The organism is Allobosea sp. LC85, from assembly GCF_000735605.1.
Taxonomy (GTDB): Bacteria; Pseudomonadota; Alphaproteobacteria; order Rhizobiales; family Beijerinckiaceae; genus Allobosea.
In genome coordinates this window covers 12400-36020 of record NZ_JPKG01000021.1, presented here as the reverse complement: position 1 = coordinate 36020, position 23621 = coordinate 12400, and the positions used below count along the sequence as shown (strand labels likewise).

Genomic DNA, 23621 nt, shown 5'->3' with positions numbered 1-23621 from the left:
CCGGGCGGGCGGGCCGGACTGGTCTATTTCGCGCTCGTGCTCGGGCTCGGATTGGCCGGCGTCCAGGTTTCGGTCCGCCTGATCGCCTGGACGGCCGATTTCTACAACGCCCTTCAGAAGCTCGATGTCGACGCGACGCTGCGCCAGATCGCGGTGTTTTTCGGGTTGATCGCCATCAGCGTGAGCCTGTTCCTGAGCGGCAGCTATCTGCGCAAGATGCTCCAGATTCGCTGGCGCCGCTCTCTGACCGAAGCCGCACTCGACCGCTGGCTCTCCAACAAAGCCTATTGGCACCTGCGCGACCGCACCGATAACGGCCTCGACAATCCCGATCAGCGCATCGCCGAGGATTGCCGCATCTTCGTCGACAAGCTCACCGGCGAGGCGATCGAGCTCATCACCAACATCGTCGCGTTGGTCTCCTTTTTCGCGATCCTGTGGTCGCTCTCGACCTTTCCCCTCGCCTTCACGGTTGGAGGCATCGCCGTCGAGATCCCGCGCTACATGGTCTGGGCTGCGCCGCTCTATGTGGCGATCTCGAGCGGCCTGACGCATTGGCTCGGCAAGCCTTTGAAATCCCTCGCCTTCGAGCAGCAGCGCCGCGAGGCCGATTTCCGCTTCGCGCTGACGCGGCTGCGCGAGCATGTCGAGGCCGTGGCGCTGGCGAATGGCGAAGCGGCTGAACGGCGCCTGCTCTCGGATCGCTTTGGTGCGATCATGCAGAACTGGCGCGGCCTCGCCAATCGCGAGTTGATTCTCGGTTGCTTCACCAGGCCCTATATGCAGACGGTCCTGCGCATCCCGCTCTTTCTCGCTCTGCCGGCCTTTCTGGCCGGGCGTGTCACCTTCGGCGGTTTGATGCAGATCGGCTCGGCTTTCCAGAATGTCGTGACCACGCTCTCCTGGTTCATCTTCTCCTATCGCGATCTTGCCGAACTCGCGGCATCAGCGAGCCGCCTGAGCCATTTCCTTGGGGCGGCCGAGGCCAGTGAGGATACGCCGCGGCCGGCGCTTATTCCGGCATTGGACGACCGCATCTCGCTGCGCGATGTCGCGCTGCGGGCCCCCAACGGCCGCGCGCTCGAGCCGCTGCCTGAGATTCGACTTGAAGCAGGCGGGACGTACTGGATTTCCGCGCCCTCCGGGCATGGCAAGAGTGCCCTGGTGAAGGCCCTTGCGGGGCTATGGCGGCATGGCACGGGTCAAATCGAACGTCCCGACGCCAGAATGTCCTTCATGCCGCAGCAACCCTACCTGCCCCTCGGCAGCCTGCGGGGAGCACTGGCCTATCCCGCCTCCCCTGAAGCCCATCAGGCCGAGGACTATGAGCGAGCCCTGGCGTCCGTCGGCATGGTCCAGTTGTGGGAAATCGACGAGCCGGCCTGGAACGACGCGCGCCGCGGCCTGTCCGGAGGCGAGCGCCAGCGGCTGGCACTTGCACGCATCCACCTTCAGAAGCCGGACTGGATCGTGCTCGACGAGGCGACCAGCGCGCTCGACCCGGCGGCCGAACGCGATCTGCTCGCAACCCTGCGCCAAAGCTTGCCGCTGGCGACTTTCGTCCTGATCGCGCACCGGCCGCCATTGGGCCTGGACGACTATCGCGCGATCCGCCTGTCGAGACGCGACGGCTTTGCGCTGGAGCCTCTGACGAGCGCAGAGGCAAGCGTGTAGAGGCCGGCATCCCCCGAAGCCGCCGTCCTTGCCGCTGCGTCCCGATCGCTGCGGTTCCACCGGCCCCGCGAATTGCAAGGCACCGGGTCCGCGAAAGCGGTTTATCGGGGTTTGAGCCAGGACGAACTCGGGCTGATCCGGCGGCCACTGCAGCCGATGGACGGCTGAGCTCGGTTATCGGGTGATCCGGCGCAATGGCTTCCTTCGTCGCTCCGGGCAAACAGACCCGGAGAGCCGCGACAGTGACACGATGGAGTAATCCGCCCGACGGGGGCCAATCGAAGACATAAAGACCTCTCTTCGTCTTCATGCGCGCATTGCGCCGTTCAGTCCTCGTCGCGTCTCCGAAGTAGATAGGTATCCATGATCCAGCCCTTTTCATCCCGCGCTTCGCGCCGGATGCGCTCGATATCGCCCATCACCTCCGACAGCTTTCCGGCGACCAAAATCTCGTCTTCGGTGCCGAGATAGGCGCCCCAATAGATATCGAGATCTTCACCGGCGACACGCTTGAAGGCCTGGTCTCCATCGAGCATGACGACCACGCTATCGAGGTTATTGGGAAAGCCTTCGGCGAGTTTGCGTCCCGTGGTGATCAGTACGGGCTCGCCAATCCGGTTGAGCGCCACCCGGTGTTGAGCCGCAAGGGCCTGCACACTGCTGATGCCCGGGATCACATCGTATTCGAGAGCGAAGCCCTTGGCGCGAATGTGTTCGATGATCCGGAGCGTGCTGTCATAGAGCGTCGGATCACCCCAGACGAGGAAGGCTCCGCATTCACCCTCCCCGAGTTCTTGCGTGAACAGACCCTCGTAATCATGGGCAAGGCGGGCATGCCACTCGTCGACGCTCCCGCGGTAACTCGTTCCAGCGGCGGCACGCTCCGGGATCGGCACCGGAACCAGGCGATAATCCGAGCCTTCGATGAAGCGCTCGCAGATGTCCTTCCGCAATCGTCCGAGTTCCACCTTGTCCGTCCCTTTGTCGGGGATGAAGAAGACGTCGACCTGGTTGAGGGCGTTGATCGCCTGAACCGTGACGTAGTCAGGATTGCCAGCACCGATTCCGATGATCAGGATCTTGCGCATTCGGCCTCCATGGTCCGGGCTCAGATGCCCTACAGTCCCGCAGCCATAGCACGCAGGACGGCAGTGCGAGCAGCTGCGCCATGACGCTGTCGAGTCACCCTATTCGACGGCAACCAATCCCCGATCTTCACAGGCCAATGGATAGATTGCGGCAAGGCGTTGACAGAAACGTCGTCGCGACCACTGCATATGGTGGTCACGGTCTCTCGAATCGCAAGATCGAGAGCTAAGAGGGAAGCCGGTGCGAAACCGGCGCTGCCCCCGCAACTGTCAGCGGCGAGTACTTGTCCAGGATATCAGTCACTGAGGCCGCCAGGCTTTGGGAAGACGGGACGAGAGCGACGACCCGCGAGCCAGGAGACCTGCCGCGACAGCAGAAGCGTCTTTCGGGCGGGGTGTCCGGGGGGATTTGCGTCGGCGGCAGGTCGCAGACCGGCACCCCGGGCCTATCCGCTCAAGCTCTCCGCTCGTCATCTCGGGGAGCGATGAATTCCATGTCCATAATGCCGAACCACGCCGTTGCAGACGCGGCAGAGCGCTTGACGGAGCCGTGTCGCGCGGTCTATCAAAATTGTAATACTGTTACATTATTGGATCGGCCGTGCGAGGCTCCCGCGCTTCGCGACGCATGCTGCCGCTCGACGTTATCGGAGATTTCAATGCGCAGCGCAGCACGCTTTCTTGGCCTTTCGTTCGTCGCAGCCGTCGGCATGTCGATGTCCGGAGCGGCCTTGGCGGCGCCGACGCAGTATCCGCTGACGCTGGAGAATTGCCGGGAGTCGATAACGTTCAACCAGGCGCCAAAGCGCGTCGTGGCAGTCGGGCAGACGCAGACCGAAATCCTCTACGCGCTCGGGCTCGGCGACAAGGTCGTGGGCACAGCCGTGTGGTTCAGCCCTGTTGCGAAGCCCTATGAGGCGGTCAACGCCAAGGTGAAGCGGCTTGCCGACAACGATCCGAGTTTCGAAGCGGTCGTCGCCCAGGAGCCCGACCTTGTGACCGCGATGTTCGAATGGCACATCGGTCCCAACGGCATCGTCGGCAAGCGCGATCAGTTCGCGAAGCTGAAGGTGCCGACCTATGTCTCGCCGACTGACTGCGTCGGCAAGGACAATTTTGGGCCGGGCGACGGTGTCCGCACGCAGATGTTCACGATGGAGCTCGTCTATCGCAATATTCGCGAGTTCGGGCAGATCTTCGACGTCTCCGATCGCGCCGAAGCGCTGGTCGCCGAATTGAAGGCGCGCGAGGACAAGGCGGTCGCTTCGGTTGCCGGGGGCAAGCCGCAGGATGTTCCTGTCGTGGTCTGGTTCTCCAGCAAGGACATCAAGGGCGACGCCTTCCTGGCCGGCAAGAATGGTGTGCCTGCCTATATCCTGTCGAAGCTCGGCGCCCGGAACGTCATCACCACCAACGAGGAATGGCCCCTGGTCGGTTGGGAAACCGTCGCCTCCGCCAACCCTTTCGTCATCGTTGTGGTCAAGATGGATCGCCGGCGCTTCCCTGCCGACGACATCAATCTCAAGCTCGACTTCCTCAAGACCGATGCGGTTGCGAGCAAGCTCGACGCCAGCCGGCAGCAGCGGATCGTGATCATGGATGTCGGCGCGACCCGGGCCGGGCTTGATACGGTCGACGGCATCGAGGCGCTTGCCAACGGCATCAAGAGCTTCGGCCTCACCAAGTGAGCCATGGACTGGTTCGGCCCAACTGGTTGGCGAGGGGCGCGATAGCGATCCTCGCCTTCGTCCTGCTGGTACTCGCGCTCGGGCTCGCCGTGACGATCGGAGAGATGTCGATCCCGCTTGCCACGGTCTTCAAGGCCTTGGGCAATGGGTTGTTCGATCTCGACTACCCCGTGAGCGCGATCCAGCAGGGCGTCATCTTCGACTACCGGTTGAGCCGGGCTGTGGTGGCCGCCCTTTGCGGGGGAGCGCTCGCGCTTTCGGGCGCGATCCTTCAGGCGCTCCTGCGCAATCCTCTCGCCGAGCCCTATGTCCTCGGTATCTCGGCCGGAGCCTCGACGGGGGCGGTCACGGTGATGATCCTGGGCTTCGGCGGCGCTGCGCTCAGCGTATCCGGCGGTGCCTTCCTTGGCGCCATCGCTGCACTTGTCATCGTTGCTCTGCTCGCTGCCGGGGCTGGCGGCGCGACCGACCGCGTCATTCTTGCTGGCGTCGCCGGATCGCAGTTGTTCAATGCCGCAACCGCGACGATCGTCACCACGCTGGCCAGCGCCGAACAGGCACGCGGCGTGATGTTCTGGCTCCTCGGCAATTTCGGGGGGGTGCGCTGGCCCGATGTCTGGCTGGCCACGCCAGTGGCCTTCGCGGGCTTCGCCGTTTGCATCTTTCATACAAAGGCGCTCGATGCGTTCGCCTTCGGGGCGGATGCCGCTGCCGCATTGGGCGTGGCGGTGACCCGCGTGCGCATCGTGCTGTTTGCGACCACGGCCGTCATGACCGCGACCATGGTCAGCATCGTCGGCACGATCGGATTCGTCGGTCTCGTCATACCCCACGCCGCGCGTTTCCTGACGGGTCCGGCCCATGCCCGGCTTCTGCCGGCATGCCTGATCATCGGTGCGATCTTCATGATCCTTGCCGACATCCTGTCCCGGACGCTGGTGCCGCAGCAGATCCTGCCGATCGGCGTCGTGACGGCCTTGTTCGGCGCGCCGGCCTTCGCCTTCATACTCTATCGCGCAAGGCGACCGGCATGACGCTAGCCGCGCGCGACGTCTGTTGGAGTGCCGGTGGGCGCATGATCGTAGACGGCGTGACGCTGCGCGCCGAACCCGGAAAGATCCTCGGTCTCATCGGCCCCAACGGCTCGGGAAAGTCGAGCCTGTTGAGGCTGCTGTGCCGCCTGCGCAAGGTCGCAAGCGGCGTGGTGACGCTGGACGATCGCGAGATCGGAACCTTGTCGCGGCACCATCTCGCCCGCCGGCTCGCCTTCGTCGAGCAGCAGGCAACGACCGAAATCCAGCTCTCGGTGTGCGACGTCGTCAGGCTCGGGCGGACACCGCATCGCAGCGCCCTCGCCTCCTGGGCAGCGGCCGACGAGGACGCAGTCGAGGCCGCACTGGCGCGCGTCGACATGACCGATCGGCATGATCAGTTCTGGCACACGCTCTCGGGCGGAGAGCGCCAGCGCGTCCATATCGCCCGCGCGCTGGCGCAAATGCCGAGTGAACTCATCCTCGACGAGCCGACCAACCATCTCGATATCCAGCACCAGCTATCGATCCTGACCCTGATCAGGCGCCTGGGCATCACCTGCATCATGGCCTTGCACGACCTCAATCTGGCGTCGCTCTTCTGCGACGAGATCGCCGTGTTGCATGAGGGGAAGCTGGTCGATGCCGGGACGCCGGAAAGCGTGATGACCGAAGCGCTGATCCAGCGTGTCTTCGGCGTGGCGGTCGCCATCCGCCGCGCTGCATCGGGCCGGAGGCATATCGAGTACCTGATCGAACCCTTTTGAGGCGGGAAAGCCATGACGATGCAGAGAGGCGTTGGGGCCGGCGTCACTGACTACTGGAACGGCCGTGCGCCCAGGTTCGATGGCGTTGCCTCGCATGTCGCCCGGCGCGAGCTCTGGCTGGCCGTGCTTGAGACCGCATTCCAGGCGGACGGTCCGAAGGACGTTGTCGATCTCGGGACCGGGACGGGTGCCTGCGCGCTTCTCGCCGCGTCTCTCGGTCATCGCGTCCGCGCCTGTGACGGATCCGCGAAGATGCTGGAGGTCGCCCGTGCGGCGGCTGAGGAAGCCGGCCTCGCCGTTGCTTTTCAGGACGCCACGATCGAAGAGGCCGAGATCACCGATGCATCCGCCGATATCGTCACGCTCCGCAATGTCCTCTGGACGCTCGAGCACCCGATGGAGGCATTGCTCAAGGCCCACAGCATTCTGCGGCCCGGTGGGCTCGTGCTCGTGTCCGACGGGCTGTGGTCCGTAGCTCCGGAATATCGTTCCACGTACCCCGAGGCACTCGCCGCGCGGTTACCCCTGCATGATGGCTTGACGGAAGCCGCAGCACAGGACCTGCTCACGCAGGCTGGCTTCTCCGGGTTCAGAAGCTGGCAGCATCTGTTCCCCACTTCTCCCTACCCGGGAAACGTCCCCGTCTTCGTCCTGACCGCCCGCTCACTCGCTCGTTAAGGCATCGGCCCGGAACGCGGATTGCGGTTTTCGGGAAAGCCGATGCTAACACGGGCATCAAGCGTCGGTGCTACACGTCGGGGAGCGTGGCCTTGTCCTGAGGATCGGCCCGTCCTCGAAGGCTGCTGCTCATCAGTCGAGCGGGCCTCAATCCGCGCAGGCTATTGCCCAGGAACCAGCGATCGGCCTGAGCGAGATCGTCTGGAAGCAGGTGCCGCTCGAGGGCCCGCCCGCTCTCGATCAGGGTCTGGCGCAGCACGCCCGGCAAAAGACCATCCGACAGCGGCGGCGTGAGCAGGAGCCCATCTCGTTCGACAAAGATATTGCTGCGCGTTGCCTCGGTGACAAAGCCTGCACGGTTCTGGAAGACGGCTTCATCGGCCCCATGCTCGGTGGCAACCGCGAAGGCGGTCTCGTAGATCCCGCGGCGCGTCGTCTTGTACCGCAGGAAGGGGTCGCCTTCATCGGCCCTTGCGGCGGCCAGGACGACCTCGAGAGGCCGGTCTGGCTCGGCGCCAAGAACTGGTGCGGCGATATCGAGTATCCCGTTGCGATGCAGTTCGAGGCGGATACGGCGATTTCCTTGCGGCGCAAAGCTCTCGATCAGCGCTGCGAGTCGCGTTTCCGCATTATCGCGGTCGAAGCAGAATCCGAGCGTCTTTGCCGAACGGTCGAGACGGTCGAGATGCGGCTGCAGCCGCGTGAAACCGATCTCGGGCGACCAGCCCAGCGTTTCGATCAGCCCGTAATCATCAGCGAGGTCGGTCAGGACACGGGCCTTGAGCAGGCATTCGGAGTACTCGTCCGCAGCTCGCGAATCCGTGACGATGCCGCTGCCAACGCCGTAGCGCCCGACTCCGCCCGGAAAAATCGTTGCCGTACGGATTGCGACATTGAGCCGAAGATCGCCGTTGGGCGAGATCTGCCCGATCGAACCCGTATAGAGATCGCGCGGCCCGTCCTCGAGTTCGCGGATGATCTCCATGGCGCGCAGCTTCGGCGCGCCGGTAATCGAGCCGCAGGGAAAGACTGCCCGCAGGAGCTCTTCGAGCGAGAGGCCGGGACGCAATCGCGAGGTCACCGTCGACGTCAGCGTGTGAAACGTCGGATAGGTCTCAACCTGGAAGAGGTTCGGCACTTCGACCGATCCCATGGCGCTGATCCGCCCGAGATCGTTGCGCAGCAGGTCGACGATCATCAGGTTCTCGGCGCGCTGCTTGGGATCCGCCTGCAATTCTTCCACGGCGGCGCGCTCCGCCTCCGGTCCGTCGCGTCGCGGTGCTGTTCCCTTCATCGGGCGCGTCGTTGCCCGACCGGACTCGACTTCGAGAAAAAGTTCCGGCGAGACCGATAGGATGGTCGCATCATCGATCGCGACGATGCCCCCATGCGCCACGGGCTGGCTCGACCGCAAGGCGGCATAGAGCGCGACGGGATCGCCTTCGTAGCGAAAGTCGATCGGAAAGGTCAGGTTGATCTGGTAGGCGTCGCCGGCGTGAAGATAGTCCAGCACGCGCCGGACCCTGGCCGCATGGGCCGGCGCATCGAACCGCGGATGAACAGCGCCGAGTGGCGGCGGAGCACCCAATGTTCCGAAGGCCTGGTCCAGCTGCGCTGCAGGAATCTGCCACGGCTCCCGAAACAGCCCGAACCACAGCAGCGGAAGCGCCCTCACCTGCGGTATCGAGGCGACGAGGCGCGGTTCGAAGGCGTATCCCAGTTCGTAACTCAGGAAGCCGGCGGCATGCAGACCGCGCGACAGGCCGCCTTCGATTCTGCCGAGCGCGGACGAGACATCCTCGACACGGTCGCAGCGAACGACTTCAATCGAATCGCAGTAGAACTGGGCCGATGCGGCGCCTGCGAGTCGGTCCTCCAGAAGCACAAAAGGGCGCCGCGTCGTGAGGATGGTGTCGATTGAAGGCGGCATCGGTGGCGTGGTTTCTGGGTGGATTGGCAACGCCGCTCGAAGCGGATTCACGGATAACAGCGATATCTCGCTCCGATGGCATCCTGGAATTGTAGGCCCATTCGGTCCCCGGCGTGAGCCCGATGAGAGCCGCGTCGACTGCTCAGCGAGCGGTTGCCGGAACAGCTCGCACGGCATCGACACTGCTGATCAAGACGGGCCATGGGGCTCCGTGGCCAAGCTCAACTCCGCAGGCCGGGGGCCTCCTGGCCCGTGCGCGCCACGTATTCCGTATAGCCGCCACCATAGGCGTGAACACCCTCGGGGGTCAGTTCCAGAACTCGGTTGGATAGCGCGGCGAGGAAATGGCGATCATGCGAGACGAACAGCATTGTCCCCTCGTATTGCGACAATGCGCTGATCAGCATCTCCTTCGTCGCGATGTCCAGGTGGTTGGTGGGCTCGTCCAGCACCAGGAAGTTCGGCGGATCGTAGAGCATCTTCGCCATCACCAGCCGGGCCTTCTCGCCACCGGACAGGACCCTGCACCGCTTTTCCACATCGTCGCCGGAGAAACCGAAGCAGCCGGCCAGCGCGCGCAGCGAGCCCTGCCCCGCCTGGGGAAACGAGTCTTCCAGCGACTGGAACACGGTGGCGTCGCCGTCCAGCACCTCCATGGCGTGCTGGGCGAAATAGCCCAGCTTGATGGTGCCGCCCAGCGCGACCGTGCCGTCGTCCGGCTCGGTGGCGCCGGTCACCAGCTTCAACAGCGTCGACTTGCCGGCGCCGTTGATGCCCATCACGCACCAGCGCTCCTTGCGGCGCACCTGGAAATCGAGCCCGTCATAGATGCTGCGGCTGCCATAGCGCTTGTGCACGTTCTTCAGGGTGACCACGTCCTCGCCGGAACGCGGCGCTGGCTGGAACTCGAACTGGACGGTCTGGCGGCGCTTGGGCGGCTCCACCCGGTCGATCTTCTCCAGCTTCTTCACACGGCTTTGCACCTGGGCCGCATGCGAGGCGCGTGCCTTGAAGCGCTCGATGAAGTTGATCTCCTTGGCGAGCATCGCCTGCTGGCGCTCGAACTGGGCCTGCTGCTGCTTCTCGCTGAGCGCGCGCTGCTGCTGGTAGAACTCGTAATCGCCCGAATAGGTCGTCAATGCGCCGCCATCGATCTCGACGATCTTGTTGACGATCCGGTTCATGAATTCGCGGTCATGCGAGGTCATGAGCAGCGCGCCATCATAGCCCTTCAGGAAGTCCTCGAGCCAGATCAGGCTCTCCAGGTCGAGATGGTTGCTCGGCTCGTCAAGCAGCATGGTGTCAGGACGCATGAGCAGGATCCTGGCCAATGCGACGCGCATCTTCCAGCCGCCGGAGAGAGCACCGACATCGCCATCCATCATCTCCTGGCTGAAGCCGAGGCCGGCAAGAACTTCGCGTGCCCGCCCGTCCATGGCGTAGCCGTCGAGCTCCTCGAACCGCCCCTGGACCTCGCCATAGCGCGTGATGATCTCGTCCATCTCGTCCGCGCGGTCTGGATCGGCCATGGCGGTCTCGAGCTCCTTCAGCTCGGTCGCAACGGCGCTGACCGGGCCCGCACCGTCCATGACCTCGGAGACGGCGCTGCGGCTGGACATGTCGCCCACGTCCTGGCTGAAATAGCCAATGGTCACGCCACGATCGACGGCCACGAGGCCTTCGTCCGGCGCCTCCTGCCCCGTGATCATGCGGAAGAGCGTTGTCTTGCCGGCGCCGTTGGGTCCGACGAGGCCGACCTTCTCCCCCTTCTGGAGCGCCGCGGACGCCTCGATGAAGACAATCTGCTTGCCATTCTGCTTGCCGATGTTTTCGAGACGAATCATGCTTCTACGGGACCAGATTTCAGGGAGGTCCCGCGCCTTTAAGCCATGGGCCGCGCCCACGGAAGGGTTTGCCTGCAATTCATTCGGCTCCTGCCGAGTATCTTCAGTGCGCCGCCAGCCAGGCCTTCGCAGCGGCTGCATCCGTCTCGGACAGCTCATGTCCAGCTGCGATCAGTTGCGCATCAACCTGGGCGCCGCCTTGCCTCAGCCGCGTTTCGAGCTCCACCGCATGAGCACCATAGGAATCGGAGGCTCCGGCCAGAATCAGGATATCCGCTCCTGAGAGATCGGTCTGCTGCGGCATCTCGAGCACGTTCATGGCGCGCAGCAGGATGGCCCGGTGGATGAGGCCAGGACGGATCTGCATCATCGCGGCAAGGAAGTTCGCGCCGTTGGAATAGCCGAGATAGGTCGTTCGTGCCGGATCCAGCCCGTAACCCTTCACTGCGCTCTCGACAAAGGCGGCGAAGGCGGCGGCCTCGGCACGAATATCGGCTTGATCGAATTCTGTCGGCGACAATCGGCGAAACCAGCGGGCCATACCCTCCTCCGTGCTTCGTCCCCTCACGCCGAGCAATGTCGCTTCCGGCGCGATCCGGTGCGCCAACGGCATCAGATCCGCCTCGTTGCCGCCGGTGCCGTGGAGCAGCACGAGGGTGGTGCCGTCCGTCGTTGCAGGATCATGGAACCGGTGCACGAAAGGCAGGTCGCGATAGGTCATGCGCGGCTCCCCCGGGAGGGAGAATTGCGGCAGCATGACACGGATATCAGCAGCCCGTCGGTCATCGGACGGCGGAACCATCAAGCTGGTTCCAAGCGCGTCCTCGGGCTCGTCGACCGCAAATCCCGGCCCGTCGCTCGCCAGTTCGATCAGGGTGCCACCGGGTTCGCGGACATAGAGCGAGGTGAAGTATTTTCTGTCGTGAAGTGTGGTGACCGAGGAATTGAGGCGCGCCAGAGAACTCTCGATGGCTTTCACGGCAGCCTCGTCCGTGGCCCGGAAGGCGACATGGTCCGCGATACCGGTGCCTGGTGCGCCGGGCCAGAACCCGCCGGCATCGCGGATATCGATGACGTCGCCACTGTCGGACACCATGCGCTGAACGCCGGACGTCGCCGCAGTGGGCCGGTAGCCGAAGCGTGCGATGAAGGCCGCTGTCTCCTCCCGCGTTTCGGACAGTATGGTTGCGCCGCGGACCCGGCGGATCGCATCCTCGGGGGCGATCCCGGGAGCCAGCCATGGCGCCGCGGCTTCCATATCCGTTCCCACGAGCTTCACGATCACCCCGTCGGGATCGCGCAGACGCAAGACGGGCTCGCCGAAATCCTGCTTCGGTCCCTCAGCGGGCACATGCTGCGTCAGTGCCCGCGTCAGCCAGAAGCCGATGCTCGCTGGTGGTACGGCGAGCGCGATCTCGCTCACCTGCCCATGTCCGACCCGACCGGGCGAGCCGTCCTGCCAGACGAGAAAGGTGACGAGCGATCCAGGCGAACCCAGGCGGTCGCCGTAGAACAGGTGCAGCTGCTCGGCATCCTCGTAGCCGCCGGTCTGCTTGACGAGACGCAGGCCAAGGAAACCGACGTAGAAATCGACATTGGCCTGCGCGTCGCGCGTGATCAGGGTGAGGTGGTGGATCCCTCCGGTCATGTCGTCTCCTCAGACAGGTTCCGCCTCGGCCATCAGCTCAGGCTATCGAGCGCCCGCTTCACGGAGCCGCGCGGCGATAGGCGAAGTAGCGGCCCTCCGGGACGCCATCGGGGAGTGAGACGGCAACCAGCGCAGGGTGTTCGAGATCAGAGCCGCTGATGATGAGCGCACCGTCCTGCGCGAGCGCCGCAACATGACCTGGCAACCAGGCCAGATGGATACGGTCGCGTTCCGGCACGCCAGTTGTGGCGTCGACATGGATCAAGGCGGCACTGCGACCATGGCGCTCCGCGAAGGCCGGCAATGTCTCGGCCATGTCGCCAAGTACGAGCGCGTTCCCCGGAGGCATCGAACGCGGATTGGCCCTGGCCTCACGATCGAAGGCATAGATCTCCCGCTCCGGCAGGATCTCGCGCAGATGATCGTATGTGCGGCCATTGCCGAGGCCGAGCTCAAGCACGAGCCCATTGCGGCTGACGATGGACTCGGCCGCCCAGTCGAGGATGCGGCGCTGGGCTTCGAGGCGGCGGATGAAACTGTCGAGGCGGCTCATGAAAGGCGTCTGTCTCCGGCACCGGCGCAATGGCAATGGCAGGTTTCGCATCGGCCAAATGGCTTGCTTGTCATTTGCGAACGCCGATGCCCTAATCCATTTAGATGCATACAGAATGCCGCAATGGCATCGCGTCAATGGCCATCAAGAGCCCGGTTTTCGTTTCAGGGAGGACAAGCATTCATGATCAAGTCTAGCTGGCTCATCGCGCTTGCGGTATCCGCGGGTTTCGGCGTCGCAGCCGCTGCTCCGGTGCAGGCTCAGACCTGGCCGCAGAAACCCATCACCTTCATCGTGCCGTTCCCGGCAGGGGGCGGCACCGATGCCTTTGCCAGGCCGATCGCCGCCCAGCTCGAGCAGCAGCTCGGGCAGCGCATCATCATCGACAATCGTGGTGGGGCCGGCGGCACGGTGGGCGCCTCGGCGGCGGCGCGGATGCCCCCGGACGGCTACACTTTCTTCGTCGGAGCGGCGCATCATGCAATCGCGCCGGCGCTCTATCCGAAGCTCGACTACAACATCCAGACCGATTTTATTCCGGTCGGTGTCATCGCCCAGCCACCGCAGGTCGTCGTCGTCCATCCGGGCAAGGTCCAGGCCAAGACGCTGGCCGAGCTGATCGATTTCGCCAGGAAGAATCCGGACAAGCTCAACTACGCATCTGCCGGGAACGGTACGACACACCATCTCGCAGGTGAGCTCTTCAAGCTCGTCACCAAGACCAACCTGACCCATGTTCCCTACCGCGGCGCCGGGCCGGCGATGCAGGATCTCGTTGCCGGTCAGGTCGACGTGATGTTCGACGGGCTTGGCTCCTCGGCCGCACAGGTACAAAGCGGAGCGCTGCGTGCGCTGGCCGTCGCCGCCCCGAAGCGCTCGGATGCCATTCCGGACGTGCCGACCGCCAAGGAGGCTGGCCTTGACGGCTACGAGGTCGCGACCTGGTACGCAATCTGGGCGCCGAAGAACACGCCGGACGCCATCGTGACGCGCATGCGCGGTGAGATCGAGAAGGCGCTGAAGGCTCCAATGATCACCGAGGCCTGGAAGAAGAACGGCTCCACAATTCCTGCGATCTACGGTGCCGATTTCGGCAAGTTCGTCACCGCTGAAGTGGCGCGCTGGGGCAAGGTCGTCGAGGACGCCAAGATCAAGCTCGACTGACGCACCCTCAGCTTTCGTCGCCCGCGCCGTCGATCACGGCGCGGGCGATTGTCATCGCAAAACCAGCCCGGGCGAGCGCCGCAAGATCCTTCTGGCGGTTCTCGGCCCGGTCCCTGCGGTTCCAGGGCCCAAGCCGCTTGCGTCGGGCAGCGATCCGCGCCGCAGCCAGTTCCTCATCGTCGGTCGTGCGACTCGCCTCTGCGACCAGCTCGCGCCCGACACCCTTGGCTGCGAGCCGTGCGGCAACCGCGCGGGCGGACTGCCCCTTTCGGCGCAAGGTCGCCGCCCGGCCCTCGGCGAAGCGTTTGTCGTCGACCAGCCCCGCCGCGACGCAGCGCGCCACGGTTTCATCGATGAGCGTAGCGAAGGACTGAGGTGCGTCACCGTGGTAGCGGCAGCTCATCATCACCTTGCGCTGGAGGACCCGGTGCAACTGCCCGGCAGGGGCCGAGTAGCGCTCGAGGTAGTGCATCGCCGCGCGCTGCAAATAGTCGGCGCTGATGCGCCGTGGCGGTTTGCGTGCGCCGGCACTGCGCGGGCCGCCCTCTCCGTTGGCGTCGCTCATTCTAGTCCAGACCAGGTTTCGATCGTGCGGACTTGATCGATGAACGCCGGTCCTTGCTTTGAAGGCGACGCTCCTTGGATGCCTTTGTCGGCTTGGTGGGCCGGCGTGTTTCAGGGCGGACCGCAGCTTCGCGGATCATGTCCAACAGGCGCTCCAGCGCCTCCTCGCGATTGCGCTTCTGGCTCCTCTGCGCCTGGGCGACGATGACAATGACACCATCCTGCGTGAGCCTGCTGCCCGCAATCTTCATCAGGCGGATCGCCACATCGTTCGGCAAGGACGGAGATCGACGCGCATCGAATTTCAGCTGGACCGCGCTCGACACCTTGTTGACATGCTGCCCTCCCGGCCCGGAGGAGCGCACAAAGCTTTCCTCGAGCTCGCTCTCGTCGAGGGTAATGGACGGGGTGACTTGAATCATGGGAGGACGGTAGCTCAACCTCTGGAGAATTGCAGCGTTGAAGCCCTCTCGCGATATTGCCCGGCTGATCGAGATCATGGCGGCGCTTCGGACCCCCGGCACCGGCTGCCCCTGGGATCTGGAGCAGGATTTTGCCTCGATCGCTCCCTATACGATCGAGGAGGCTTATGAGGTTGCAGACGCGATCGCGCGCGATGACAAGATCGACCTCAAGGACGAACTCGGTGACCTGCTGCTGCAGGTTGTCTTCCATGCGCGCATGGCCGAGGAAGAGGGTGTCTTCGCCTTTGCCGATGTGGTCGAGGCGATCACCAGCAAGCTGATCCGCCGCCATCCGCATGTCTTCGGTGATGCACGCGACCTCTCACCGGCCGAGGTCAAGGTGCTCTGGCACCGCATCAAGGCGCAGGAGAAGGCTGACAAGGCCGCTGCCCATCGTGCTGCCGGACAGCCCGAGGCAAGCGAAGACAAGGGCGTTCTCGCCGGCGTTCCGCATGCCTTGCCCGCTCTCACCCGCGCCTGGAAGCTCCAGGCGAAGGCCTCCACCGTCGGATTCGACTGGAACGATGCCAGGCTCGTTCTCGACAAGATCCGCGAGGAGACAGCGGAGATCGAGGAGGCACTTGCCGGCGGCAACAAGGCGGCCATCCGGGAGGAGATCGGAGACCTGCTCTTCGTCGTTGCCAATCTGGCGCGTCACGTCGATGCCGACCCCGAAGGGTGCCTCAACGCGGCCAACACCAAGTTCGAACGCCGGTTCCGGGGGATCGAAGATGCGCTCGCCGCCGAGGGTCGGGACGCCAAGGAGGCGACGCTCGACGAACTGGAAGCGCTCTGGCAGGCGGTAAAGCGGGCTGAAAAGGCGAAGGCTAGCGCTGGCTAGAGCATCGGCCCGAAAAGTGGATCGCGGTTTTCGGGAAAGCCGATGCAAACACAAAAAGGCTGGATCATCGGAGCGGATATGAATCCGGTCCGATGATCTAGGCGGATAGGATTTCCTCAGGGATCAGAATCCCTTCGGCGCGGGCCTTCGCACGCAGGTTCAAGCGTCTCGTTCCTGGCAGGCGCGTACCTGGCTGGTCCTCGATCGCGTGGGCCAGCAGCTTCATGCGTTCGGCGAACCAGTTGCCGCCCATGCTGGCCGGATCGATCGCGAGGATGAGCTGGCCGGTATCGGGTGGACCGCCCTTGTCGTCGATGAAGGAGGATGCCTGGAAGGCGAAATGCGTGCCGACCAGAGCGGCGGCGAGAATCTCCACCATCATCGCCAAGGTCGCGCCCTTGGCGTCGCCGAGCGGCACCATGGTGCCGGCAATTGCGGCCGCCGGGTCGGTCGTCGGCCTGCCATGCATGTCGAGGGCCCAGCCTTCCGGAATGGCCTCGCCCTTCTGCCTGGCGGCGACGATCGGCCCGCGCGCGACCTTGCTCAGCGCCATGTCGATGACGACAGGCTCGCGCCCGGCGAGCGGAGCGGCAAAGGCGATGGGATTGGTGCCGAAGACCGGCTTCGAGCCGCCCCAGGGGGCCATCGCGCCCGGCGTATTGGCGAATAGCAGGGCGACGAGCCCCTGCTCGGCCAGCCGCTCGACATGCAGCCCCGCAGCGCCGCAATGATTCGAGCGCCTGATCGGCGCCGCGACCACGCCCTGCTCGCGTGCGAGTTCGGGCAGTTCGCTGACTGCAAGGTCGATCGCGGGATAGGCAAAGCCATGCGCGGCATCGATGGCGAGAACGCCGGGCTTCGGCCGCCGCGCGATCGGCACGGCCTGGCCATCGATCTTTCCCGATTTCAGCATCGCCAGATAGGTCGGCACGCGCGAAAGGCCGTGGCCCTTCAGGCCGTCGGCCTCGGCCATCACCAAGGCCCAGGCGACGGAGGCCGCGTTGGCCGCCGAAGCCCCCGCAGCGGCAAACAGCTGCGCAATTCTGGCCTCAGCCTCCTCCAGTGAAAGGCCGGTCATGTCCGGCCCTCCAGCGCAGCAATGACGCGCTCCGCGACGAGGCCGGAAACACGCCCGTTCGATTCGACGGTGTTGCCCGCGATATGCGGTGTCAGGATCAGGTTCGGCGTGCCGGCGAAGAGCTTGGCGCCGCCGCGCAGCGGCTCCTCCTCGAAGACATCGAGCGCCGCACCGGCGAGCCTGCCGCCCTTCAGGGCATCGACCAGCGCGGCCTCGTCCATCACGCCGCCGCGCGAGGCGTTGATCAGGATCGCGTCCGGCTTCATGCGCGCGAAGGACGCGCTTCCGATCAACCCCTTGGTCTCCGGCGTCAGCGGCAGATGCAGGCTGATCACGTCCGAGGTCGCAAGCAGGGCATCGAGCTCAAGCCGCTCGACATTGCTCCAGACCGGGTCATCGGCCGGAACATAGGGGTCGTAGGCCGCAATGCTCATCCGGAGCAAGCGGGCATGGGCCGCGGCGTCGCGCGCGATCGCGCCGAAGCCGACGAGCCCCATGCGCTTGCCGGCGATCTCGCGACCGATGAGTTGTGTCTTCGGAAATTCGCCGGCCAGCATCGCGGCATTGGCGAAATACGCGCCGCGCAACAGGGTCATCGCCGTGCCGATGACATATTCGACGACCGAGAGGCTATTCGCCCCGGTCGCGGGGAAAACCTTGATGCCGCGGCCGGCACAGGCTTCCATGTCGATATTGTCGAGGCCGACGCCAAGCCGGCCGATGACCTTCAGCTTCTTTGCGCCTGCCAGCAGCGCGCCCCGCACTTGCGTCTGGTTGCGGACGATGAGGGCCGGGATGTCGGCGACCAGCCGGGCGAGCTCGTCCGGTTTGCCGAAGAGCTCCGGGTCGTGATGAACCGCATAGCGGGCGCTGAGGCTTGCGACCGCCGCCTCATCCATGAATTCGGTGATGACGATGTCGGTCATGGCTCTCCCGCCTTGCGTGCCTGTTCAACCCAATGCTGTCAGGCCGCCGAGGACGACCCCGAGAATGACGAGACTGGTCCCGGTGACGACCGCAAGATGCCGCCAGCCCAGCCGCACCATCGAGCCGATCGAGGTGCCGAGCCCGAGCGCCGCGATCGCGATCAAAAGCCCCCAGCGCGAGGCTTCGAGCAAGGCTGCGCGCACGGGCTCATAGATTCCGGCCAGCGCCGGCTGCGTCGCGAAGGCGCTGTTGACCAGGCAAAGCCCGAGGAAGACGAAGGCGAAAACCGGGACCGGCACCTTGGCATCGCTGGGATGGCCGCCTTCGCGCGCCATCCACCAGCCGACGAGCAGCACGGCCGGTAGCAGCAGGAAGACGCGGAACAGCTTGACGATGACGGCCGCATTGGCCGCGTCGTCGGAAACAGACTGGCCGGCGCCGACGACCTGCGCGACGTCGTGGATCGTGGCCCCCAGCATGACGCCGGTCTGGGTCGGGTTCAGACCGAGCCAGACGCAGATCAGCGGATAGGCCAGCATCGCGATGGTCGCGAGCGCATTCATGGCGATGACCGTGAAGGCGACGTCGGCCGCCTTGCCGCGATAATCCGGCAGCACGCTTGCGGTCGCCAGCGCCGCGGACGCTCCGCAGACCGCGGTCGCAACCCCAGCGAGAGCGCCAAAACCGTGTTCGCGCCCGAGCAGGCGCGCCAGCCAGAAGCCGGCGATGACCGTCACGATCATCGAGAACACGACCAGCAAGGCGGTCGACAGGCCGAGTGCGATGATGTCGCCGAGCGCGATGCGCAGGCCGAGCAGTGCGATGGCCCAGCGCAGCATCTTCTTGACGCAGAAGACCATGCCGGCCTGGAACCGGACGGTGTTCGCCAGCGGGTGCAACGCCATGCCGATCAGCAGGGCAATGACAACCGCGGGAATGCCGATCTTGCCGCCGAGCCAGGTCTTGAGAGCCGGCTCAGCCAGGACCGACGCAATGGCGACCGCGGTCGAGAGCGCGATCCCGTCGAGAAGCGGGCGCCAGGCACTCTGCGGGGAAGATGAGGCGACGGACAAGAACTCTGCTCCGGCTTGCTCTGCCGGTATTCGGCAGGTGGCGGGCGGGCGGCATAGCGCCCGCCCGCCGGTTTAGTGCCCGGTCAGGCCGAGCGATAGAGCTTGGTCATCGAAAACTCGCGATGGCCCAAGGCCTCGGCCGCCGTCATACGCCCATTGGCGGTGCGGACGATATTCTGGATGAGCGCATCGCCGGCCTGCGAAATCGTCAGGTCACGGCGCAGGATGCCGGAGACGTCGACATCGATATGCTCGGGCATCGTGCGCATGGTCTTCGGATTGCCGGTGATCTTGATGACCGGGACGATCGGGTTGCCGATGACGTTGCCCTGCCCCGTCGGGAAGGTGTGCACGACATATCCGCCGGCTGCCATCAGGGTGACGCATTCGGCGGCGGCCGAGGAGGTGTCCATGTAGTAGAGGCCGGGGCCCTTGCTCGGCGCTTCCGCTGGCTCGAGGATATCGATGAACTTGCACTCCCGGCCGATCTTCTCGAGGTTGCCGAGCGCCTTTTCCTCGATCGTGGTCAGCCCGCCGGCGATGTTGCCCTTGGTCGGCTGGCTATCTGAGAGGTCGTCGGTCTTGTGGGCCTCGATCACGTCGTCCTGATAGGCCTTCCACATCTTGTACCAGCGCTCGCCGACTTCCGGTGTCGCGGCGCGGGCCTTGCAGAGATGCTCCGCACCGGTGATCTCGGAGGTCTCGCCGAAGACGCCATAGACGCCACGCGGGATCCACTTGTCATACATGTTGCCGACGGTCGGACAGGAGGAGAGCCCGGTCGTGGTGTCGGATTCACCGCATTTGGTCGAGACCCAGAGCTCCTCGATGCCGCATTTCTCGCGCTGCAGCTCGGTCGCCCACTGCACGAATTCCTTGGCGACATAGGAAGCCTTGGCGATCGTGGCGATGTCGCCATGGCCCTCGATGCCGAAGCCGACGACTGGCTTGCCGGTCTTGGCGATGCCGTCAACGACGCGCTTGGTCCAGCCATCCTCGATGCCGATGACGATGACGGCCGCAACATTGGGGTTGGAGCCCGTACCGATCAGGGTGCGGAAGTGAACATCGAGATCCTCGCCGAACTGCAGGCGGCCATAGGCATGCGGGATCGCGAGCGTGCCCTTGATGTTGTTGGCAACGGCCTCGCAGGCGGCATTGGAGAGATCGTCGAGCGGCAGCAGCAAGACGTGGTTGCGCACGCCGACGCGGCCATTTTCGCGACGCCAGCCGTGGAACGAATCCAGGCTGCGGCCGGTCGGGCGCTTCACCATCGGCGCCTTGAACTCAGGCGCTTCGATCTTGCGGCCCTTGATGCGTCCGAGCTTGCCCTTCACGAGATCGAAATTGGCAACGATCGACATGGCGTTTCCTTCGTTTTCTTGACGGGCTCGACCATGGCGGGAGCCCTGGAACAGGTCAGGCGGCGAGCGCGCCGATCACCAGCGCTTGGTCTTGGCGTTGTGCACGTGGAGATGCTCGCCCTTGCCGATATCGGCGACAGCCTTGCCGATGTCCTGGCCGTATTTCCAGATCGTGTCGCCCTTCTTGATGTCCTTGAGCGCGACCTTGTGGCCGATCGGAATATCCATCTTCGCGGCCAGGCGGAAATCCGAATTGTCATGGGTGACGACGCAGAGCATGTCCGTCCCGGCCTTCAGGCCCTCGACGACGACGACACCGACAGTGTCCTTCTGCTCATGCACCAGGAGATGGGGCTTGCTCATGTAAGGCCTCCTCAAGCTTGCGAAGGTTCGACTTCGGCCCGTGCGAAAATCGGGCTCGACCTGCGCTCAGGTAAGTCTTATATAAGACACATGAGTGTGCACAAGCTCGAAAATGCAGAGCGGCGCGGCGCGGTCGACAAGGCTGAGCCGTTGGGCTTTCGGCCACTCTATCGCCAGGTGAAGGCGATCCTCGTTCGCCGGCTCCTTGATGGCGTCTGGGCGCCAGGCGAAGGGCTGCCGAGCGAGGGGCAGCTTGCTGCCGAGATCGGCGTCAGTCAGGGCACGGTGCGAAAGGCTCTGGACGAGCTCGCGGCGGAAAACCTCGTCATTCGCCGGCAGGGGCGCGGCACCTTCGTGGCCGAGCACGACGAGCGCCGCATCCTGTTCCAGTTCTTCAAGCTGGTGCCGGACCATGGCGAACGGCGCTTTCCCGACAGTTCCGTGCTGAGCATCGCGACCGGACTGGCTGACGCCGCCGAGCAAGCCGCGCTGGAGCTCGACGACAAGGCCTCGGTCATTCGCATCCGCCGGATGCGCTCGCTCGATGCGGCGCCGCTGATCGTCGAGACGCTGACCTTGCCGCAACACCTGTTCCCCGGGCTGGAAGACGGCCCGATTCCCAACAATCTCTACAGCCTGTTTGCCGCGCGCTACGGCGTGACGATCGCGAATGCCCGCGAGAAGCTGAAGGCCGTCGCCCTGTCCCCGGCCGATGCCGCCGCGCTCGGAGTCGAAGCCGGCCGGCCGGCCTTGCAGATCGACCGTGTGGCTCTGGCGCTCGACGGCATGCCCGTCGAACGACGCCTGAGCCTCTGCCTGACCGAGGAGGCTCATTACCTTTCCGACCTGCGCTGAGGCGCGGGCGGCATGCCCGTTCCATATCAAGCCGCCGAAGAGCGGTTCGTCACGACCGGAGGAAATGAATGATTGCCAAGACGACGAGACGCCTCGCACTCGCGGGGTTGCTGGCGCTAGGACTTGCCGCGCCCGCAGCAGCGCAGGGATTTCCAGCCAAGCCACTGACATTGATCGTGCCTTTTGCGGCAGGCGGACCGAGCGACGTGATTGCGCGGCTGCTCGCCGACCACATGGGCCGCACGCTCGGCCAGCAGGTGGTGGTCGAGAACATCGCCGGTGCAGGCGGCACGGCCGGCGCCAAGCGCCTCGCTGCATCGGACGCCGACGGCCACACCCTGCTGATCCACCATCTCGCCCTCGCGGCTGCGCCTTCGCTCTACAACAATCTTGGATACGATACGCAGACCGCCTTCGCGCCTGTCGGGCTGGTCAATACCGGCCCCATGGTGGTGGCCGGCAAGCTCGCATTGCCGCCGGTCGACGCCAAGGCGTTCTTCCCCTTCGCCAAGCTGCAGGCCGACAAGCTGACCATCGCCCATGCCGGGATTGGTTCGAACGCTCATCTCTGCGCGGTCCTGCTCTCGCAGGCGCTCGGCGCGAAGTTCACACAGGTCGCCTATCGCGGCACCGGCCCGGCGATGAACGATCTCGTCGCCGGCCAGGTCGATGTGCTCTGCGACCAGTCGACCACTGCGGTGCCGCAAGTCCAGGGCGACAAGGTCCGCGCCTATGCGGTGACCTCGAGCGAACGCCTCGGCGTGCTGCCGAACACGCCGACCGCACGCGAGGCCGGCACCGATCTCGAGATGACGATCTGGCACGGGCTCTACGCGCCGAAGGCAACTCCGGCAGCGGCGCTCGACAAGCTGAATGGCGCACTGAAGGCCGCCCTCAAGGACCCGGTGGTCTTGGAGCGCTTCAAATCGGTCGGCACCAGCGCCTTTCCGGAATCTGAATGGAGCCGTGAAGCCCATGCCAAGCGCTTTGGCAGCGAAATCAGCAAATGGGCGACCTCTCTCAAGGCCGCCGGCGTGACCCAGCAGAACGTCAACTAGCCACCATCCACCCACGCGCCGCTCGCCAGTGCGGGCGGCGCGTGCTACCCGGCGCGGATGTCAGCCAATCTGGTTCCGCTCGAAACCTTCCTGAACCTGCCCGATCACGCGCGGCTGCTCGGCCTCGATCTCGGCACCAAGACGATCGGTCTCGCGTTGTCCGATGTTGAACGCCAGATCGCCACGCCGCTGGAGACGATCAAGCGGGTCAAGTTCGGGCTCGACGCAGCAGCGCTGCTGAAGATCGCCGCGAAATTCGAAGTCGCGGGCCTGGTGATCGGCCTGCCGCTCAACATGGACGGCACGGAAGGGCCGCGCGTTCAGTCGACACGGGCTTTCGTCCGCAACCTCGCTCCCCTCACCTCCTTGCCAATCACGTTCTGGGATGAGCGGATGTCGACGCTGGCCGTCACGCGGACCCTGCTCTCGGCGGATGCCTCCAGAGCCAAGCGCGCCGAGGTGGTCGACAAGATGGCCGCCGCCTACATCCTGCAGGGCGCGCTCGATCGCCTGATGCGCATGGAGCCGCCGGACACCGACGAAGCCTGACATGCGAACGCCGCCACGGTTTGCCGCGGCGGTGCCATTGTCCTGACGTTGCCGGGCGGCCGGTTACGGTATGACGTAGCCGCGCTTGATCGCCTTCTTCTGCGCTTCTCTGTGGTTCTTGACCGCGCGCTTCTGGTCCTCGAGACTCATGCCTGCCATGGGATTGTTGTTGCGCGGACCACGATCATAGCCGCCGCCATCATAGGGGCCGCGCCGGTCGTAGCGCGGTCCGCGATCGTTGCCTCGGTCGTAGCCGCGATCATAACCACGCCCGTAACGCGGGCCGGGCTCATAATAGGGATCGCGGCTACTGCCGCCGTAGTACTGGGCCGAGGCGGGAGCCGCCCAAAGCACTGCCGAGGTCGCAAGTCCAAGGCCGACCAGCAGGGCCTTGCCGTAAGCGTTCATTCTCGTCCTCCA

23 protein-coding genes and 1 riboswitch are annotated in these 23621 nt (G+C 64.9%); of the genes, 10 read left to right on the top strand and 13 right to left on the bottom strand.

Annotated elements, in window-relative coordinates; translation table 11 throughout:
- Nucleotides 1-1674: ABC transporter ATP-binding protein/permease (locus FG93_RS10665; protein ID WP_052513607.1), on the top strand; the 1674-nt coding region annotated here is incomplete at its 5' end.
- 326 nt (nt 1675-2000) lie between these two features.
- Here the strand turns inward: FG93_RS10665 and cobF are convergent.
- On the bottom strand, nt 2001-2762 hold the full coding sequence (cobF, locus tag FG93_RS10660; RefSeq protein WP_043234315.1) for a precorrin-6A synthase (deacetylating): 762 nt from the start codon (nt 2760-2762) through the stop codon (nt 2001-2003).
- Between the two features lie 182 nt (nt 2763-2944).
- A riboswitch (cobalamin riboswitch) is annotated at nt 2945-3147 on the top strand.
- Nucleotides 3148-3421: 274 nt separating this feature from the next.
- On the opposite strand from cobF, the gene FG93_RS10655 reads away from it, so the two are divergent.
- The 4 genes from FG93_RS10655 to FG93_RS10640 are packed head-to-tail and all read left to right on the top strand — an operon-like array spanning nt 3422 to nt 6926.
- Nucleotides 3422-4450 (top strand): ABC transporter substrate-binding protein, encoded by a 1029-nt coding sequence (locus FG93_RS10655; protein ID WP_043234313.1) that lies wholly within the window; start codon nt 3422-3424, stop codon nt 4448-4450.
- Complete coding sequence (locus tag FG93_RS10650) at nt 4447-5484, top strand: iron ABC transporter permease (protein ID WP_043234312.1); 1038 nt, start codon at nt 4447-4449, stop codon at nt 5482-5484. Before FG93_RS10655 ends, FG93_RS10650 begins: the two co-directional genes overlap by 4 nt.
- Nucleotides 5481-6248 carry an ABC transporter ATP-binding protein gene (locus FG93_RS10645; protein WP_043234309.1) on the top strand — a complete coding sequence of 256 codons (768 nt, stop codon included), beginning with the start codon at nt 5481-5483 and terminating at the stop codon, nt 6246-6248. The genes FG93_RS10650 and FG93_RS10645 overlap by 4 nt, the downstream gene beginning before the upstream one ends.
- Before the next feature lie 12 nt (nt 6249-6260).
- Nucleotides 6261-6926: a class I SAM-dependent methyltransferase gene (locus tag FG93_RS10640; protein ID WP_244448561.1), complete on the top strand. Its 666-nt coding sequence runs from the start codon at nt 6261-6263 to the stop codon at nt 6924-6926.
- A 70-nt stretch (nt 6927-6996) separates the two neighbouring features.
- Here FG93_RS10640 and pabB read toward each other — a convergent pair whose 3' ends face one another.
- The 4 genes from pabB to FG93_RS10620 form a co-directional block, all read right to left on the bottom strand.
- Complete coding sequence (gene pabB / locus FG93_RS10635; protein ID WP_052513606.1) at nt 6997-8856, bottom strand: aminodeoxychorismate synthase component I; 1860 nt, start codon at nt 8854-8856, stop codon at nt 6997-6999.
- A 221-nt stretch (nt 8857-9077) separates the two neighbouring features.
- Nucleotides 9078-10700 (bottom strand): ABC-F family ATP-binding cassette domain-containing protein, encoded by a 1623-nt coding sequence (locus FG93_RS10630; protein ID WP_043234308.1) that lies wholly within the window; start codon nt 10698-10700, stop codon nt 9078-9080.
- Nucleotides 10701-10803: 103 nt separating this feature from the next.
- On the bottom strand, nt 10804-12348 hold the full coding sequence (locus FG93_RS10625) for a VOC family protein (protein WP_043234307.1): 1545 nt from the start codon (nt 12346-12348) through the stop codon (nt 10804-10806).
- Between the two features lie 58 nt (nt 12349-12406).
- A complete protein-coding gene (locus tag FG93_RS10620) occupies nt 12407-12901 on the bottom strand; it encodes a class I SAM-dependent methyltransferase (RefSeq protein ID WP_043234306.1) in 495 nt (164 codons plus the stop codon).
- Between the two features lie 183 nt (nt 12902-13084).
- On the opposite strand from FG93_RS10620, the gene FG93_RS10615 reads away from it, so the two are divergent.
- Complete coding sequence (locus FG93_RS10615) at nt 13085-14065, top strand: tripartite tricarboxylate transporter substrate binding protein (protein WP_043234305.1); 981 nt, start codon at nt 13085-13087, stop codon at nt 14063-14065.
- Nucleotides 14066-14072: 7 nt separating this feature from the next.
- On the opposite strand, the gene FG93_RS10610 is transcribed toward FG93_RS10615, so the two are convergent.
- Together FG93_RS10610 and arfB are read right to left on the bottom strand one after the other, a co-directional pair.
- Entirely contained in the window at nt 14073-14630 is a 558-nt protein-coding gene (locus tag FG93_RS10610; RefSeq protein WP_043234303.1) for a regulatory protein RecX, read from the bottom strand.
- 1 nt (nt 14631) lies between these two features.
- On the bottom strand, nt 14632-15051 hold the full coding sequence (gene arfB, locus FG93_RS10605) for an alternative ribosome rescue aminoacyl-tRNA hydrolase ArfB (RefSeq protein WP_043234302.1): 420 nt from the start codon (nt 15049-15051) through the stop codon (nt 14632-14634).
- A 37-nt stretch (nt 15052-15088) separates the two neighbouring features.
- Here arfB and mazG point away from each other — a divergent pair, with 37 nt between their 5' ends.
- Complete coding sequence (gene mazG / locus FG93_RS10600) at nt 15089-15934, top strand: nucleoside triphosphate pyrophosphohydrolase (protein WP_043234301.1); 846 nt, start codon at nt 15089-15091, stop codon at nt 15932-15934.
- Nucleotides 15935-16031: 97 nt separating this feature from the next.
- Here mazG and FG93_RS10595 read toward each other — a convergent pair whose 3' ends face one another.
- The 5 genes from FG93_RS10595 to FG93_RS10575 form a co-directional block, all read right to left on the bottom strand.
- Nucleotides 16032-17012, bottom strand: coding sequence for an Ldh family oxidoreductase (locus FG93_RS10595; RefSeq protein WP_043234298.1), 981 nt, complete (start codon nt 17010-17012; stop codon nt 16032-16034).
- Nucleotides 17009-17938, bottom strand: a complete 930-nt coding sequence (locus FG93_RS10590) for a hydroxyacid dehydrogenase (protein ID WP_043234295.1) — start codon at nt 17936-17938, stop codon at nt 17009-17011. The genes FG93_RS10595 and FG93_RS10590 overlap by 4 nt, the downstream gene beginning before the upstream one ends.
- Nucleotides 17939-17962: 24 nt before the next feature.
- Nucleotides 17963-19012 carry a YeiH family protein gene (locus FG93_RS10585; RefSeq protein ID WP_043234294.1) on the bottom strand — a complete coding sequence of 350 codons (1050 nt, stop codon included), beginning with the start codon at nt 19010-19012 and terminating at the stop codon, nt 17963-17965.
- A gap of 83 nt (nt 19013-19095) precedes the next feature.
- Nucleotides 19096-20286, bottom strand: coding sequence for a UxaA family hydrolase (locus FG93_RS10580; protein WP_043234326.1), 1191 nt, complete (start codon nt 20284-20286; stop codon nt 19096-19098).
- 165 nt (nt 20287-20451) lie between these two features.
- Nucleotides 20452-20739 carry a UxaA family hydrolase gene (locus FG93_RS10575; protein ID WP_043234293.1) on the bottom strand — a complete coding sequence of 96 codons (288 nt, stop codon included), beginning with the start codon at nt 20737-20739 and terminating at the stop codon, nt 20452-20454.
- Nucleotides 20740-20829: 90 nt separating this feature from the next.
- On the opposite strand from FG93_RS10575, the gene FG93_RS10570 reads away from it, so the two are divergent.
- The 3 genes from FG93_RS10570 (at nt 20830) to ruvX (ending at nt 23201) form a co-directional block, all read left to right on the top strand.
- The gene (locus tag FG93_RS10570; protein ID WP_081881446.1) at nt 20830-21594 is read left to right on the top strand and encodes a GntR family transcriptional regulator; all 765 of its coding nucleotides are present in this window, start codon (nt 20830-20832) and stop codon (nt 21592-21594) included.
- Between the two features lie 68 nt (nt 21595-21662).
- Nucleotides 21663-22652 (top strand): tripartite tricarboxylate transporter substrate-binding protein, encoded by a 990-nt coding sequence (locus tag FG93_RS10565; protein ID WP_043234291.1) that lies wholly within the window; start codon nt 21663-21665, stop codon nt 22650-22652.
- Nucleotides 22653-22709: 57 nt separating this feature from the next.
- Nucleotides 22710-23201: a Holliday junction resolvase RuvX gene (ruvX, locus tag FG93_RS10560; protein WP_043234290.1), complete on the top strand. Its 492-nt coding sequence runs from the start codon at nt 22710-22712 to the stop codon at nt 23199-23201.
- Nucleotides 23202-23264: 63 nt separating this feature from the next.
- Here the strand turns inward: ruvX and FG93_RS10555 are convergent, their stop codons facing one another.
- Nucleotides 23265-23609 carry a hypothetical protein gene (locus tag FG93_RS10555; protein ID WP_043234289.1) on the bottom strand — a complete coding sequence of 115 codons (345 nt, stop codon included), beginning with the start codon at nt 23607-23609 and terminating at the stop codon, nt 23265-23267.
- Between the last annotated feature and the right edge of the window lie 12 nt (nt 23610-23621).

What these genes read in the sequence shown, in the direction of transcription:
- cobF (WP_043234315.1), bottom strand. Translation starts at nt 2,762, where the DNA reads ATGCGCAAGATCCTGATCATCGGAATCGGTGCTGGCAATCCTGACTAC.
- FG93_RS10655 (WP_043234313.1), top strand. Translation starts at nt 3,422, where the DNA reads ATGCGCAGCGCAGCACGCTTTCTTGGCCTTTCGTTCGTCGCAGCCGTC.
- FG93_RS10645 (WP_043234309.1), top strand. Translation starts at nt 5,481, where the DNA reads ATGACGCTAGCCGCGCGCGACGTCTGTTGGAGTGCCGGTGGGCGCATG.
- FG93_RS10640 (WP_244448561.1), top strand. Translation starts at nt 6,261, where the DNA reads ATGACGATGCAGAGAGGCGTTGGGGCCGGCGTCACTGACTACTGGAAC.
- pabB (WP_052513606.1), bottom strand. Translation starts at nt 8,856, where the DNA reads ATGCCGCCTTCAATCGACACCATCCTCACGACGCGGCGCCCTTTTGTG.
- FG93_RS10630 (WP_043234308.1), bottom strand. Translation starts at nt 10,700, where the DNA reads ATGATTCGTCTCGAAAACATCGGCAAGCAGAATGGCAAGCAGATTGTC.
- FG93_RS10625 (WP_043234307.1), bottom strand. Translation starts at nt 12,348, where the DNA reads ATGACCGGAGGGATCCACCACCTCACCCTGATCACGCGCGACGCGCAG.
- FG93_RS10620 (WP_043234306.1), bottom strand. Translation starts at nt 12,901, where the DNA reads ATGAGCCGCCTCGACAGTTTCATCCGCCGCCTCGAAGCCCAGCGCCGC.
- FG93_RS10615 (WP_043234305.1), top strand. Translation starts at nt 13,085, where the DNA reads ATGATCAAGTCTAGCTGGCTCATCGCGCTTGCGGTATCCGCGGGTTTC.
- FG93_RS10610 (WP_043234303.1), bottom strand. Translation starts at nt 14,630, where the DNA reads ATGAGCGACGCCAACGGAGAGGGCGGCCCGCGCAGTGCCGGCGCACGC.
- arfB (WP_043234302.1), bottom strand. Translation starts at nt 15,051, where the DNA reads ATGATTCAAGTCACCCCGTCCATTACCCTCGACGAGAGCGAGCTCGAG.
- FG93_RS10595 (WP_043234298.1), bottom strand. Translation starts at nt 17,012, where the DNA reads ATGACCGGCCTTTCACTGGAGGAGGCTGAGGCCAGAATTGCGCAGCTG.
- FG93_RS10590 (WP_043234295.1), bottom strand. Translation starts at nt 17,938, where the DNA reads ATGACCGACATCGTCATCACCGAATTCATGGATGAGGCGGCGGTCGCA.
- FG93_RS10580 (WP_043234326.1), bottom strand. Translation starts at nt 20,286, where the DNA reads ATGGTGAAGCGCCCGACCGGCCGCAGCCTGGATTCGTTCCACGGCTGG.
- FG93_RS10575 (WP_043234293.1), bottom strand. Translation starts at nt 20,739, where the DNA reads ATGAGCAAGCCCCATCTCCTGGTGCATGAGCAGAAGGACACTGTCGGT.
- FG93_RS10570 (WP_081881446.1), top strand. Translation starts at nt 20,830, where the DNA reads ATGAGTGTGCACAAGCTCGAAAATGCAGAGCGGCGCGGCGCGGTCGAC.
- FG93_RS10565 (WP_043234291.1), top strand. Translation starts at nt 21,663, where the DNA reads ATGATTGCCAAGACGACGAGACGCCTCGCACTCGCGGGGTTGCTGGCG.
- ruvX (WP_043234290.1), top strand. Translation starts at nt 22,710, where the DNA reads ATGTCAGCCAATCTGGTTCCGCTCGAAACCTTCCTGAACCTGCCCGAT.
- FG93_RS10555 (WP_043234289.1), bottom strand. Translation starts at nt 23,609, where the DNA reads ATGAACGCTTACGGCAAGGCCCTGCTGGTCGGCCTTGGACTTGCGACC.